Annotated in this window: 9 protein-coding genes; 4 read left to right on the plus strand and 5 right to left on the minus strand. The window is 60.3% G+C overall.

Features of this window, described 5'->3' with window-relative positions; all coding sequences use genetic code 11:
* Positions 1–109: 109 nt before the first annotated feature.
* From ACNA0I_RS26225 to ACNA0I_RS26235, 3 genes are all read right to left on the minus strand, one after another.
* On the minus strand, positions 110–1,558 hold the full coding sequence (locus ACNA0I_RS26225; RefSeq protein ID WP_415808969.1) for an efflux transporter outer membrane subunit: 1,449 nt from the start codon (positions 1,556–1,558) through the stop codon (positions 110–112).
* Positions 1,559–1,803: 245 nt separating this feature from the next.
* Positions 1,804–5,001, minus strand: a complete 3,198-nt coding sequence (locus tag ACNA0I_RS26230; protein ID WP_415808960.1) for an efflux RND transporter permease subunit — start codon at positions 4,999–5,001, stop codon at positions 1,804–1,806.
* Between the two features lie 143 nt (positions 5,002–5,144).
* Positions 5,145–6,446, minus strand: a complete 1,302-nt coding sequence (locus ACNA0I_RS26235; RefSeq protein ID WP_415808961.1) for an efflux RND transporter periplasmic adaptor subunit — start codon at positions 6,444–6,446, stop codon at positions 5,145–5,147.
* A gap of 248 nt (positions 6,447–6,694) precedes the next feature.
* Here ACNA0I_RS26235 and ACNA0I_RS26240 point away from each other — a divergent pair, with 248 nt between their 5' ends.
* The 3 genes from ACNA0I_RS26240 (at position 6,695) to ACNA0I_RS26250 (ending at position 9,894) form a co-directional block, all read left to right on the plus strand.
* The gene (locus tag ACNA0I_RS26240; protein ID WP_415808962.1) at positions 6,695–7,708 is read left to right on the plus strand and encodes a LysR family transcriptional regulator; all 1,014 of its coding nucleotides are present in this window, start codon (positions 6,695–6,697) and stop codon (positions 7,706–7,708) included.
* Between the two features lie 162 nt (positions 7,709–7,870).
* On the plus strand, positions 7,871–8,992 hold the full coding sequence (locus tag ACNA0I_RS26245; protein ID WP_415808963.1) for an AI-2E family transporter: 1,122 nt from the start codon (positions 7,871–7,873) through the stop codon (positions 8,990–8,992).
* A 134-nt stretch (positions 8,993–9,126) separates the two neighbouring features.
* On the plus strand, positions 9,127–9,894 hold the full coding sequence (locus ACNA0I_RS26250) for a phytanoyl-CoA dioxygenase family protein (RefSeq protein WP_415808965.1): 768 nt from the start codon (positions 9,127–9,129) through the stop codon (positions 9,892–9,894).
* On the opposite strand, the gene ACNA0I_RS26255 is transcribed toward ACNA0I_RS26250, so the two are convergent.
* Both ACNA0I_RS26255 and ACNA0I_RS26260 read right to left on the minus strand, forming a co-directional pair.
* Positions 9,822–11,705 carry an ABC transporter ATP-binding protein/permease gene (locus ACNA0I_RS26255; RefSeq protein ID WP_415808966.1) on the minus strand — a complete coding sequence of 628 codons (1,884 nt, stop codon included), beginning with the start codon at positions 11,703–11,705 and terminating at the stop codon, positions 9,822–9,824. The genes ACNA0I_RS26250 and ACNA0I_RS26255 overlap by 73 nt on opposite strands.
* A 153-nt stretch (positions 11,706–11,858) precedes the next feature.
* Complete coding sequence (locus ACNA0I_RS26260; protein ID WP_415808967.1) at positions 11,859–12,767, minus strand: LysR substrate-binding domain-containing protein; 909 nt, start codon at positions 12,765–12,767, stop codon at positions 11,859–11,861.
* A 169-nt stretch (positions 12,768–12,936) separates the two neighbouring features.
* On the opposite strand from ACNA0I_RS26260, the gene ACNA0I_RS26265 reads away from it, so the two are divergent.
* Positions 12,937–14,103 carry a mandelate racemase/muconate lactonizing enzyme family protein gene (locus ACNA0I_RS26265; RefSeq protein WP_415808968.1) on the plus strand — a complete coding sequence of 389 codons (1,167 nt, stop codon included), beginning with the start codon at positions 12,937–12,939 and terminating at the stop codon, positions 14,101–14,103.
* Positions 14,104–15,009: the final 906 nt, after the last annotated feature.

Below are 15,009 nucleotides of genomic sequence, written 5' to 3' on the forward strand. Positions count from 1 at the left end.
CTTCGGTTTCCCTCGCTCGATCACGAGGCGCCCGCACACGGCCACTGCCCCTCCTCGACTCGCGATGAATCACGTTCGCTGCATCGTTAAAGGGGGCGGGGCCGGCAGGTCATCGGGCTGCCAGCTCGGGGGGTAATGGGGTGTCCCAGCCGCCGCCCAGGGCGCGTACCAGATTGACTGCTGATCGTGCACGTTCGCCATCCAGTTGCACTGATACGCGTTGCTGAGCCAAGACGGTGCGATCGGCTTCGATGACGTCGAGATAGCTGATCGAGCCTTCGTTGTATTGCGTGTGCGAGATGCGGGCAGCGCGTTCGGAAGCCTGCAGGGCAGCGTCCTGCGCGGATATCTGGCCGGACATGATGCGCAGGTTGGCCAGGTTGTCCTCGACTTCGCGGAATGCGGTCAGTACGGTCTGGCGATAGTTTGCGACGTCTTCTTCGTAGACGGCGCGTGCGCGGTCCAGGCCGGCTTGACGGCGGCCGCCGTCAAAGATGGGCAGCGATAACGCAGCGCCAACCAGCGGGCCCAGCAGGAAGGTGCGCGTGGACCATTCGAACAGGTTGCCGAGTTCTGCGGATTCAAAACCTGCACCGCCGGTGATATTCAACCTCGGAAAGAATGCTGCCTGAGCTGCGCCGATGCGGGAATTGGCGGCGGCCATGGCACGCTCTGCGGCGGCGATGTCGGGGCGGCGTTCCAACAGGGTCGAGGGCAGGCCGGCGGGGATGGCGACCGCGATGCGTGTGAGCGGCAGTTCGGGCAGGCTGAATTCCGAAGGGGCTTTGCCTAACAGAACGGCCAAGGCGTGCTCTGCAGTGGTGCGGCGGCGTTCGAATCCCAGTGTTTCTGCGCGCGCGGATTCCAGCTCGGATCGTGCACGAGCCAGATCCAGTTCGCTGATGTCGCCGGCGTCGTAGCGGCGTTGGATGAGTTGCAGCGTTTCTTCGCGCAAGGTGACGGTCTGGCGATACAGGCGCAGCCCCGCGTCCAGTTCACGCACTTGAAAATAGGCTTGTGCGACGTCGGCTTGCAGGGCGAGCAGTACGGAACGATAGAGGGCTTCGCTTTGCTGCGCGTCAGCGGTGGCGGCGTCTACGGTGGAGGCGACACGGCCGAACAGGTCGGCCTCGTAGGCGACGTTGGCCTGGGCACGCCACGTGGTCGAGGCGTCAGTGGACGCGCTGTCGGATAGTCCCTGCGATGCGGGCGAGGGGCGTTGGCGTGTAGGGCCAAAGCCTACGTCCACGCTGGGGAATAATTCCGAGCGGGCGTCGCCCAGCAGGGCGCGCGCCTGTTTCAAGCGCGCGGCAGCGGCCTGCAGGTCCTGGTTGGATTTCTGGGCTTCCTGTTCCAGCGCGTTGAGCGTGTCGTCACCGAACAGTTTCCACCATTCGCCACGCAGCGTTTGCTCGGCGGGTTGAGCGGCTTGCCAGGTACCCGCTTCGTGCGCGGGCAACGGTTGCTGCGCCTCTGCTTCTTTGTAGGCGGCGGGCGTGGCGACGTCCGGACGTTGATATTCAGGTCCTACCGCGCATCCGGCCAGCACCAACAGCATGGCGAGCAGGCCGGAGACTTTAGGCAGAAAGCCGCGTGTCGTCCGGCGCGTTGCGTGAGCCCTAGCTTTGGAGGCCCTGGTCAGCAAAGCACCTGTCATTTGGAAGCGAGGATCATCACCGTGCTGTGCAAGGGAGGCTGCAACCCGCGACTGTGTCGTAGGGCTTTCTGTGGGGAAAGCCGATGTCAATAAGTGTGTCATGAATGTGTACTCTTAATAGCGGATATCCATGCATGCCGTCATGCTCAATGACTCGCGTGATCGGTGGCGGGCTGCGTTGTCACAGGGGCTTCATGATGCGAGGCCGAATGCAGTTTGCCCGAGCTCATCGACCGCAGCAGGACGTAAAAAACGGGGGTCAGGAACAGACCGAACAAGGTCACGCCCAGCATGCCGAAGAACACCGCGACACCCATTGCATGCCGCATTTCCGAACCTGCACCCGACGACAACACCAGCGGCACCACACCCATGATGAAGGCAATGGATGTCATCAGGATGGGCCGCAGACGCAGGCGGCTGGCTTCGATTGCCGCTTGCAGCGGTGTGCTGCCTTGCATCTCCAGTTCGCGTGCAAACTCCACAATCAAGATGGCGTTCTTTGCGGATAGGCCGACCAGCACCATCAACCCGATTTGCGTGAAGATGTTGTTGTCGCCACCGGTCAGCCAGACGCCTGTCAGCGCGGCCAGAATGCTCATCGGTACGATCAGGATGACTGCCAGAGGCAAGGTCAGGCTTTCGTACAGCGCGGCGAGCACCAGGAACACCAGCAATACGCTGATCGGGAACACCCAGATGCCCGCGTTACCCGCCAGGATCTGCTGATAGGTCAGGTCGGTCCATTCAAACTTGATGCCGCGTGGCAAAGTCTCGGCCGCGATGCGCTCAGCTGCATCCTGAGCCTGGTCGGACGAGTATCCCGGCGCGGGCCCGCCGTTGATGTCGGCGGCGGTGTAGCCGTTGTATCGCACGACCATTTCCGGTCCAAAAGTCTGATTCACGTTGACCAGCGCGGATAGCGGCACCATCTGTCCCGTATCGCTGCGCGTCTTCAACTGCAGGATGTCTTGGGGATGGGCGCGGAATTGCGCATCCGCTTGAGCGCGAACTTGGAACACGCGGCCAAAGCGATTGAAGTCGTTGACGTACATGGACCCCAGATAGATCTGCAACGTATCGAACACATCGGTGACGGGCACGCCCAGTTGCTTGGCCTTGACGCGATCGAGGTCTACGTCCAGCTGCGGGACGTTGATCTGATAGTTGGAGAACGTCGGGCCGAGTTCGGGCGTTTGACGCGCTTTTTCCAGGAATGCCTGAGTGGCTTTGTCCAATTCGGCATAACCCAGTGCGGCGCGGTCTTCGATCTGCAATTTAAAGCCGCCCATGGTGCCCAAGCCCATCACGGGCGGAGGCGGGAATACGGCGATATAGGCGTCCTTGATGGCGGCGAATTTCGCATTGAGATTGTTCGTGATGGCATCGCCGGACAATTCGGCGCTATGGCGCTCCTCAAAGGGCTTGAGCGTCACAAAGACAATGCCTGCGCTGGAGCTGTTGGTGAAGCCGTTGATCGACAGACCAGGAAAGGCGATGGCGCTGGCCACACCGGGTTCTTTCAAGGCGATGTCGGTCATGCGGCGGATCACGTCTTCGGTACGATCCAGCGAAGCGCCATTGGGCAATTGGGTAAACCCGATCAAGTATTGCTTGTCTTGCGCAGGTACGAATCCTCCCGGCACCAACTGGGAAATCCCTACGGTTGCCGCGAGCAACAGCGCGTAGACACCCATGGAGCCGGCCTTGCGGCGGATCACGCCACTGACGCCAACAGCATAGGCATCTGACGAACGCGAGAAGAAGCGGTTGAACGCGTTGAAGAACCGTCCGAATATGCGGTTCATGACGCGCGTGAGCCAATCGGGCTTGTCGTGATGTCCCTTGAGCAGAATGGCCGAGAGTGCGGGTGACAACGTCAGCGAGTTAAAGGCCGATATCACCGTCGAGATGGCGATGGTCATGGCGAACTGCTTGTAGAACTGGCCCGTCAGCCCCGTCATGAATGCCAAAGGCACAAACACCGCGCACAATGTCAATGCGATAGCAATGATGGGGCCGCTCACCTCGCGCATGGCGCGATAGGTGGCCTCGCGCGGCGTGAGGCCGGCGGCGATATTGCGCTCGACGTTTTCCACGACCACGATGGCATCGTCCACCACGATACCGATGGCCAGCACCATGCCGAACAATGACAGCGCATTGATGGAATAGCCAAACAGCAGCAGCAGTGAAAAGGTCCCTACGATGGAGACAGGTACCGCCAACAGCGGAATCAACGATGCACGCCAGGTCTGCAGGAAAACGATCACCACGACCACCACCAGTGCGATGGCTTCGAGCAGTGTCGAGATCACCGCCTTAATACTGGCACGCACGAACTGCGTCGGGTCGTACTCGATGCGATATTCCACGGACGGTGGGAAATCGGCCGACAGTTCTTTCATGGCCTCGCGGACTTGTGCCGAGACGTCCAGCGCATTGGCGCCGGGCGATTGCATAATGCCCATCCCGATCGCGGACTGGTTATCCAGCAGCGAACGCAGCCCGTATTCCTGTGCGCCCAGTTCGATGCGCGCGACATCGGACAGCCGCGTGATGGCGCCGTCCGGTGAGGATTTCAGGATGATGTTGCCGAACTCGGCTTCGTTCTGCAGGCGTCCCTGTGCATTGACCGAGAACTGCATCGGTACGTCGCCCACGGTAGGTGACTGGCCGATCACACCGGCGGCAACCTGTACGTTTTGTTCGCGAATGGCGTTGACCACGTCGGTGGCGGTCAGGTCGCGTTGCGCGACTTTCTGCGGGTCCAACCAGACACGCATGGAGTAGCTGCCCGAGCCCCAGATCTGGACTTCGCCCACACCGCTGATCCGCGCCAGCCGGTCTTTGACATTCAGAACAGCGTAGTTGCGCAGATAGGTGTTGTCGTAACGATTGTCCGGCGAAATCATATGCACCACCAGCGTCAGCGTCGGCGAACTCTTGGTGGTGGTCACGCCCAGCCGTTGTACGTCGGGCGGCAGGCGCGGCAGCGCCTGTGAGACACGGTTTTGCACCAGCTGCTGTGCTTTATCCGGATCCACACCCAGCTTGAAGTACACCGTCACTGCCAGGTTGCCGTCGCTATTGGCTTGCGACTGCATGTAGAGCATGTCTTCGACGCCGTTGATGGATTCCTCCAGCGGCGAGGCCACGGTGTTGGCAATCACGGCAGGATTGGCGCCAGGATATTGGGCACGTACCACGACCGAGGGCGGGACGACTTCGGGGTATTCCGAGATGGGGAGCTGGAACATGGCCAACAGGCCTGCCAACAGCACGATCACCGATAGAACACCCGCGAAGATGGGCCGGTCGATAAAGAATTTAGAGATGTTCATCTTGCTCTTCCTGCAAGGGACTTGGCAGCTTCAGGCAACACGGGGTCTAGCCAGCACACAACATCGTGTGCTGGCAGCGAGAGTGGACTAAAGCGTTTTTTATGTGTTCAGGTACGGATTTCCTGGTGCGGGCGCAATACTTTTCAGTTCAGGCTGGCAGTGCTCTTGGGCTTCGCAGGTGTGTCGTGGGCCGGTGTCGTAGCCGCCTCGGATGTCGCGGCCGGCACGGTTGCCGGCTCAGCGGCCGATGCAGGCGTCGAGCCGGTGGCAGCGATCGGCGGGCTGGACGGCGGCGTATCCATCGACACGAGATTCGGGGCGACGGTCTCGCCGGGGCGTACGCGTTGCAGGCCATTGACCACGATGCGTTCGCCAGGCTGCAAGCCACTGGTGACCACGCGCAGTTTGCCTTGGCTCGCGCCTAGCGAGACTTGCCGGTATGCAGTACGGCCTTGATCGTCCACGACGAGGACAAACCGCTTGTCCTGATCGGTACCGATGGCGCGCTCCTCGATCAGCACGGCCTGGTGAGGCTCGGTGCCACCCAGGCGGATGCGGGCGTACATGCCCGGAACGAGCAAGCCATCCGTATTGTTGAACACGGCCCTGACGCGTATCGTGCCCGAGGTGGTGTCGATCCGGTTGTCGATGGATTGCACAATCCCTTCGCGAGAGTGGCCATCCTCGTTGGCCAAGCCTAACTGGACCGGGACCGGGGCGCCGCTCACGCGGGCCGGGCTCACGTATTTCAGATAGGCTTGTTCGTCGACGTCAAAGGACGCGTACATCTGCGAGACCGACACCAGGGTCGTCAGGGGCACCGAGCTGGCGCCCGCTGCCACGACGTTGCCTTCGGTGATTTCCGCACGGGAAACCCGGCCCGCTACAGGGGCGACGATCTCGGTATAGCCCAGGTTCAGTTTCGCGGCATCCAGGGCGGCTTCGGCAGCCTGCAGGTTGGCGCTTGCTTCGTTGGCGTCGTTGCGTTTGGACTCGAAATCCCGCTTGGCGATGGCGTTTTCTGCCAGCAGACGTTTGCCGCGTGCGAATTCGGATGCGGTGAAGGCGACTCGCGCCCGGGCTGCTGCGAGCTGAGCGGCGGCACGGTTTACTTCGGCGGCATAGGGACGCGGGTCGATCGTAAAGAGCGGATCGCCTTTTTTGACCAGGCTGCCATCTTTAAAATGCACTGCCATCAGTGTGCCGGACACGAGCGGCCGGATGTCGACGCGGTCGATGGCTTCCAGCCGGCCGGAGTAGTCTTGCCAGTCGATGATGGTTTTACCCAGTGCCGGAGCCACATCTACCGACGGGGCGGGTGGTGCGCTTTGGGCTAGGGCGGCGCCCGTGCCGGACTTGCCATTCCACAGGGAATAACCACCCCCCGCGGCCAACAAGGCCACGAAAACCGCCAATAAGGCAATGCGTGGACGCGAAACAGACATGGTGTTTCCTTAAACTTAATGGGGGAGATGGACGAAAGCGGCGGGAGCAGGCATTCCGCTGGACACAGACCCGGCTACGAATGGGTCAGAGGCTATCGGCCAACTTAGATGAGATGTATTCTGAATGTTTTCCGTTTCAGGATAAATACAGCTGATTCGTCAACACTGTTTGTAAAAAACGAACAATAGGCGAGAAAATCGCGGTATGCTTTGCACACTGCTACTACTCAAACTACCTGGACAGGACCATGGATCGTTTTCAAGCCATGCAGGTCTTCGCACGTGTTGTCGAGGTCAATAGTTTCACTCGGGCCGCCGACACGCTGGGATTGCCCCGCACTACGGTAACCACCACGATTCAGAATCTGGAGCGCCATCTGGGCGTTCGATTGTTGAATCGCACTACACGCCGTATCAGCCTGACCCCCGATGGGGCGGCTTATTATGAGCACAGCAAGCGTATCCTCGCCGACGTCGAGGAAACGGAGGCGTGCTTTCATGAGGCGGCCGTGCGGCCGCAGGGCAGGTTGCGTATTGATGTGCCTGCCAGCGTCGGTCAGTTGATTCTGCTGCCGTCGTTGAGCGAGTTCCACACGCGTTATCCGGATATTGAGTTGGTCCTGGGGATGAGCGACCGCCGGGTCGATCTGGTCCAGGAGGCCGTCGATTGCGTCATCCGGGGGGGCGAATTAGAGGACTCTACGCTGGTGGCGCGCCGGATCGGTTCGTTTCAGTTCCTGACTTGCGCGGCGCCGTCTTATCTGGAACGCCACGGTGTGCCTCATTCCCTCGAGGACCTGGCCAACCACAAGGCGGTGAATTATTTTGCCAGCCGCTCGGGCCGCGACTACGCCTGGGATTTCGTGGTCGATGGCGAAGTGCGCGAAATCAATATGCCGACCTCTGTGTCTGTGAACGATTGGAACGCACATATGACCTTGGCCAGGCAAGGTTTTGGTCTGATTCAGACGGCACGTTTTATTGCGTTGCCTCATGTGCAGGCCGGCGAGTTGCTCGAGGTGTTACCTCAGTGGAAACCCCAGGTCTTGCCGATTTCCCTCCTGTACCCTCAGAGCCGTCAACTCTCGCCCAAGGTGCGGGTGTTCTCGGACTGGGTAGCAGAGCTGTTCTCACGCTGTCCGTTGCTGCGAGGCGGCGACGGGACCGAGAGCTGTCACGACGTCCATTGTGCCGAGCTGCCCGAGGCGGCGATGCGCGCGCCTCGGCGTGGCGAAATGGTCGAAGCCGAATATGTGATGTAACCGCCGGCGGCGCCCGGGACAGCCAGTGAGGGACGCGGCAAAAGACATGACCGGGACACGTGCTTGCCCGCCGGATGGCGGCGGCGCTAGAGGTGCCCGGCGTGCCTGCGTGTGCGTACTGTATATTTGGGCCGTTGCCTTTACGCCTCATTGGCCCACTCCATGCAGCAGCCTGTTCTCCCCGCGTATTTGATTGCCCGCTGGCTACTTTTGCTGGTGTTGTTGGCCGGCGTCTATTTTCTGAGTGGATTTTTAGTGCCCGCCCTGGCGGCGCTGATCATCGGCTTGGCGACATGGCCATTGTTTCAGCGCATCGTAGACGCCTGCGGCGGTCGCACCATGCTGGCGGCCTCGCTGGCGCTGATAGGCGTGATCCTGGTGCTGATCGTGCCGCTGACGCTGGCACTGTCCTATGCCGTGCAGGAGGCCAGCAATTTCATCGCCTGGGCACTGGCGGCGAATCGCCACGGGGTGTCGGTGCCCGCCTGGATTTCGTCGTTGCCTGTGTTTGGCGATCGGCTGTCCGATTATTGGCGGACCTATCTGGGCGAGCCCCATGCGTTAGGAGCCCTCGTCGAAATGGTCAGCGGCGAGCATCTGGGCAATATCTATCGCATGGTGCTGTCTGCCACCGGCAACGCGTTTCAGTTGCTGCTGAACGTGGTGTTCATGTTGATTACCCTGTTCTTTGTTTACAAGGACGGCGATCGCATGATCGGTCAGTTGGATATCCTGGGCGAGCGTATCTTGCCCTCGCGTTGGCTGCGGTTTTCCCGGGTCGTGCCGGCGACCGTGGGTTCTACCGTGACGGGTATGAGCCTGATCGCTGTGGGCGAAGGCGTCGTGTTGGGGGTGGCGTATTGGGTTGCTGGCGTGCCCTCTCCCGTGTTGTTGGGCGTTGTGACGGGCTTTATGGCCTTGATCCCCGGTGGCGCGCCGTTGTCATTTACCCTGGTGTCCTTGTATCTGGTGGGCTCGGGGCATCTGGTGGCAGGCATAGCCTTGTTTGTCTGGGGCACGGTCGAGCTGTTCATCGTCGACAAGACGCTGCGTCCGCGGCTCGTGGGCGGGCCGGTCAAGTTGCCGTTTCTGCCGACGTTCTTTGGGCTGATCGGCGGCGTGAAAACCATGGGCATCGTGGGCCTCTTTGTGGGCCCGGTGCTGATGGCACTGCTGGTCGCTGTCTGGCGCGAATGGGTGCGTAATGTCCTGCACGAGCGCGAGGGCGGTCAGTTGAATAATGACCACATTGATCCAGAGCTTCAGCGCGACGAGCGCGCGTAAAGCGATATGATGACATTTATATCGACGCATTCACGTCGATATCACTGGGCGCCCCCAAGACCGGGCTGCGCCCAGCCCGCCTCTGACCAGAGGCAAGAAACTTGGGACGGCCCGGCGTTTCTGTAGAGGAAAAAATGTCTGCATCATCCGTGGCGGAGCAAGTCGCCACTTTGCGCAATCAAGGATTTGTCGTGGCTCGCCAGATGGCGTCACCGGATACGGTAAAAGCCATACGGGCCGAGGCGCAGCGCCAATTGGCCGAGGCGATCGGGCCGTTGGAATACGAGGCCGATGTGCAGTATCCCGGTGCGCCTGCCTCGCGCCAGGCACAGGGCGGCGCGACGGCGCGCCGACTGCTCAATGCGTATGACCGGGGACCCTTGTTTCAAGCCTGGGCCACGTCGCCTGCAGTCGCAGGGTGGTTGCACACCTATTTCGCCAACACGCCTGTGCTGTCCAGGGTGCATCACAATTGCGTGATGACCAAGCATCCAGCCTATGGCAGCCTGACGGGCTGGCATCAGGACATCCGTTATTGGTCGTTTTCGGACGACGACCTGGTGTCGACGTGGCTGGCGTTGGGGCAGGAGACGGCCGACAACGGTGGGCTGTTCTTTCTACCTGAGTCGCATGCAGCCTCGTTTTCATCATCCCAGTTCGACGAGCAGAAATTCTTCCGTGCGGATATGCCGGAAAATCAAAACTGGATCGATCGTGCCGTCTGTCCGGAATTGCAGCCCGGCGACGTCGTGTTTTTTCATTGCCGCACCTTGCACGCAGCGCGGCAAAACAGCAGCGATCAGGTGAAGCTGTCCTTGGTACACACCTATTATCCGCAGACTACAACGCCGTTGCCCGGGACGCGGTCGGCGTCGGTGCCAGGAGTGCCGCTGGCGACGTGAGTTCCGGCGCGATCTGCGACAAGTAATCGCCAGCCTCCAAGGCCATCCAATCGCAGGACCTGGCTGTGAAATACATCCAGCGTGCTGCGATGTCCGACGCTCACGAGCATGCTGCCGGGCAGCTCAGAGCGCAGCAGCGTGTAGAGCGTATGTTCCAGCCCCTCATCGGTGGCAGAGGTGGCCTCGTCCAGAAAAACGATCGCGGGCCGATTGAACAAGACTCGCGCAAAGGCCAATCGTTGTTGCTCGCCGAGTGAGAGCACGCGCGACCAATCGTTGGTCTGCTCCAGCGCTGTGACCAGATGTGCGAGGTGCGTGTATCGCAATGCTGCGATGAGGCGTGTATCGTCGGCTGCAGTGGCGGTGGCCGGGTAGGCCAAGGCCGTACGCAAGTCGCCTAGCGGTAGATAGGGGCGTTGCGAGAGGAACAGCGCCTGGGCCTGTGTGGGGCGTTGTACCTGGCCCTCCGCATGGGGCCACAGGCCGGCGAGCGCGCGCAATAACGTGGTCTTGCCGCTGCCGGATGGGCCTTTGATCAACAAGGCTTCGCCCGGTGATAGCCGCAGATGCAGGTCGCGCAGCAAAGGGTGATCGCGATCGTCGGGGCGATAGACGCTCATGTTCTCGATGTGCAGCGCATCGGCGAGCGGCTGCGTTTGCACATGCGGCAGTGCGCGGGCGTGTTGATTGGCTTCTTGAAATCCATCCAGCCGGCTGAGCGTGGCGCGGTACTGTGCGAAGGTATCGTACGAGGTGCGAAAGAACGATAGCGAATCCTGAACCTGGCCGAAGGCTTGCGAGGTTTGCATGACATCGCCGAGCTTGATGGCGCCACTGAAAAATCGAGGCGCTTGCAAAATGAACGGAAACACCACGGCGATCTGGCTGACGGCGAGGTTCAACCCACTGAATTTCAAGGTGCGGCGGATCAGCGCCCATTGATTGCTGATATAGGCGGCAAAGCGCGCGCCCAGGGTTTGCTGTTCAACGGCGGCGCCCTGATAAAAAGCAATGTTCTCTGCGTTCTCGCGCAGCCGCACGAGGGCATAGCGAAAATTCGCCGTGAGGCGCTCGGCCAGAAAATTCAAACGGATCAAGGGATGCCCGATCTTGAATGCCAGCAGCGTAGCCACGATGACATACAGGTAGACCAGCATGACCATGGCGCGGGGAATCTCGATGCTGCCCACGGACCAGGGCCCGGATAGATTCCAGAGAATCTGGGTGAACGCCACCAGCGACACGATGGCGCTGATCGCACCAAACGCCAGACTGCGCGATCCGCTGATGAATGCCGCGATATCCAATTCAATGCGTTGGTCAGGGTTGTCGACGGGCTGATCGAGGAATTGGCCGCGATAATAGGCGCTGCCTGCCAGCCAGTCTTGTGTCAGGCGTTCATTGAGCCAGACGCGCCAGTGAATCTCAAAGGCTTGACCGACGTAGTAGTCAATCAACGCCCGTGCGACGTGTACGGTGGCCAGCACGCCGAATATGCCCAGCATGAGCCAGAATGCTTTGGCATTCAGTGCCTGGAGGGCGTTGTAAAACCCTTGGTACCAGTACGAAAACAACACTGTCATGCGTACGGCAGCTAATGCTAGAAACAGCTGCAATGCCAGGCTGAGCAGTGGTTTATAACTGCGCCTCGGATCGAGATATGGCCACGTCAGGCGCCAGAATTGCCGACCCCAGGTCGTGGTGCGTGCCAAGATGAAAATCGAAATAGCCGAGACACTGCCTGCGATGAGAAAGCTGTATGTCAGCCAGAGCAGACTGCTGCCCAACTGCTGATGCCAATCCAGATCCATGAGGAACGCCTGCCTTGCCGTGAGTTCTTTTTTTAGCGATGAGTCCTGTTGCTAGCGTGCGGTGTCGGATTAGCCCGATACCGCCACTCATGGAAAATTAGAGTGGATATTGTTGAATAGTTCCCTGAACGCCAGTTGAACGGCGATGCAGCCTCACGGGCGATGTGCAGTTTGCGCAGCGAGCCAGAACGCTTCGGCCACAGGGGTGAGTGTGCTGTTGGGGCGGAACAGGCAGATATCGGCAATGACTTGCCAGTCTGCATCACCCGCCTCGACCAGACGGCCCTCTTGCAGATCAGCCGCGATCAGACTTCGCGGCAGCCATGTCACCCCTCGGCCGTCTAGCGCCATGTTTTTCAGCACGGCAGCCAGATGGGCCGTGAAAACGGGTTCTACGCGGGCGCGTTGCAGCGCTGGCCCCAGCAGGGCGCGGATCAGGCGGCCGAGGCCGGATTCGGTGTTGTAGGCCAACATGGGAATGGCCTTGCGCGCGTGGGTGGACAAGGCATGGCGCGGACGGCCGGCACGATCGGGCGCACACACCGGGATCAACGTATCAGTACCGATTTTCAGCGATCGATAATCAGGGGTATCCAGGCGGCTGGGTGCCTGCGCATGCGTGTGGCATATCAGAAACTGCACCCGGCCCTGCTGCATCCACGCCTCGCATTGCTGCAGCATGTCGGACACCAATTGAATGGGCCCGATCGATGTGCGCGATTCCAGGCCTCGCAGCCATTGTGGCAAGAACGTCAGCGAAAGCGCATGCGTGGCGGCGAAACGCAAGGTGGCCGAGCCCGCCGAGGCCACGGCGCGAGCCTCGTCAGGTACGCGCGCGACGCGCCCCAGGATTTCCTGTGCGGTGGTGCGGAACCAGGCTCCTGTTTCGGTCAGTGTGACGGGATGCGTGCTGCGGTCAAACAGCTCTACGCCCAGCCATTGCTCGAGCGCACGGATCCGTCGGCTGAATGCCGGCTGCGTCATGTGGCGGTCTTCGGCTGCGCGTGAAAAATTGCCGCTGGCAGCCAATGCGAGAAAATCTTCGAGCCAGGACAGATTCATGGGTCGTTGTTCCGAGTATGCAGCAAGTAATCAAAAGCTATGCCGGCAAAGCATGAAAGCAGAAAAAAACAGCATTGGGCAAGCTCGCCGCACGACCTCGATAATACGCTGCATCGATCGCCGAGATATCGGCGCGAACCAGATCTCAGCAATGACCGGAGACCAGCCCATGAAAATCGTCGACATCCGTGAATCGACTCGTCCGATTAAATCCAATATCCGCAACGCCTACATCGATTTTTCGAAGATGACGCTCAGTCTGGTTGCGGTCGTGACCGACGTCATCCGGGACGGCAAACCGGTGGTCGGTTATGGATTCAATTCCAACGGACGCTATGGCCAGGGCGGCCTGATCCGCGAGCGTTTCGCACCACGCGTATTACAAGCCGACCCAGCCAGCCTGCTCGACGATGAACGTGACAATCTGGACGCCCACAAAATCTGGGCCATGATGATGACCAACGAGAAACCCGGTGGTCACGGCGAGCGTTCGGTGGCGGTGGGCACCATCGATATGGCAGTCTGGGATGCCGTCGCCAAAATCGAAGGCAAACCCCTCTATCAACTGCTGGCCGAGCGCTATGGCAATGGCACGCCGAATCGCGACGTCTTCGTTTACGCCGCCGGTGGCTATTACTGGCCAGGGCAGGGCCTGGATGGACTGCGCCGCGAAATGCAAAGCTATCTGGATCGCGGTTATTCCGTGGTGAAAAAGAAGATCGGCGGGGCCTCGTTGGCCGAGGATTGCGAGCGGATCGAAGCAGTGTTGAAACTGCTCGGGCCGGGTCAGCGTCTCGCAGTGGATGCCAATGGCCGTTTTGATTTAAAGACGGCAGTGGAATATGCCAAGGCGCTGTCTCAATACGATCTGTTCTGGTACGAAGAGGCTGGCGATCCGCTGGACTATGCCTTGCAGGCGGAACTGGCGAATCATTATGCAGGGCCGATGGCTACAGGCGAAAACCTGTTCTCCATGCAGGATGCGCGCAACCTCATTCGTTACGGCGGCATGCGCCCGGATCGTGATTGGCTGCAATTCGATTGCGCGTTGAGCTACGGGTTGGTGGAGTATCTGCGCACCTTGGATATGCTGAAAGAAAACGGCTGGTCGGCTTCGCGTTGCATTCCCCATGGTGGTCATCAAATGTCGCTTGCTATTGCGGCGGGGCTTGGGTTGGGGGGCAATGAGTCTTATCCGGATTTGTTCCAACCCTATGGAGGGTTTCCGGATGGGGTGCAGGTCAAGGACAGTATCGTGACCTTGCCGGAATTGCCGGGGATTGGGTTTGAGGGGAAGGCGGATTTGTATGCGGAGATGAGGGCGTTGGCGGAGTAAAGGGGTGTTGTGCGAAGGAGGGAGTTCTTTTGGTCGTCGAGCCGAGGCAATCGGCCCGGCCGGGCTTCACAAAGTCNGTCCGNCGCGCNCCCTTCGACGTCCGCTCCACTCGACTTTGAGGCGCCCGGCCGGGCCGATTGCCTCGGCTCGACTGGCAGCAACTAGAATTCTCTGCATCGCTGGCACGACTTTTGTGCTTGGCGTTTTTTTGCAGCGCCTGGGAAGAGAGAAAGATCTTACGGTGCTGCTTTCGGGGGACGCCCAGCGCGCCCCCCTCAAGCGATCGGTCCGGGCATGCGACGGGGTGGCGTGGTGCCTGGTTGGAAGATCTGCTTGGGTGCGATCGAGGCTTGCGACGATGATGCGTGGCGCACTGCTTTGATGGTGCGTCTATTGCATGCGAGCGTCTCGGTCAGGGTGTCGCTTCAAGCACCATCTACATCCATGTCTGGGCATCCCGCTGCGTCTCGACATGACGAGAATGGCTATAGAGGCCGCGATCGCGCGATAACAAATGCGATGCCGTGGCATTTCGCCAGCCAATGCTATCCCGTGGCATGAGGCCAATGTGTTACCCCGTCGCCTCACGTCAATGCAGCTCGAGAGATCTTTTGTCCCGCAACGGTGCCACAGCCTGCGCATGCAGATCCCGAACGCGATGAGCGGGTGTGCAGGGCACCCGCTCATCNCAGCCCTGCAAGATCTTTCTCTTTACCAATGTGGCTGCAGAAAAACGCCAAGCAAGAAACTCGTGCCAGCGATGTGATGAGNTTGAGTTANTGCGAGTCGATGCGGGGCAGTGGCTGCGTGGGGGCGCCTCGTGGNCGAGTGGAGCGGACACCGTAGGGAGCGCGAANGCGCGGACGAGGTGAGCGAACACGGTGTCCGGCGCNCNGNGCGCCGGAC

It is taken from the genome of Bordetella muralis (assembly GCF_965139205.1).
GTDB classification, from domain to species: domain Bacteria; phylum Pseudomonadota; class Gammaproteobacteria; order Burkholderiales; family Burkholderiaceae_B; genus Bordetella_A; species Bordetella_A muralis.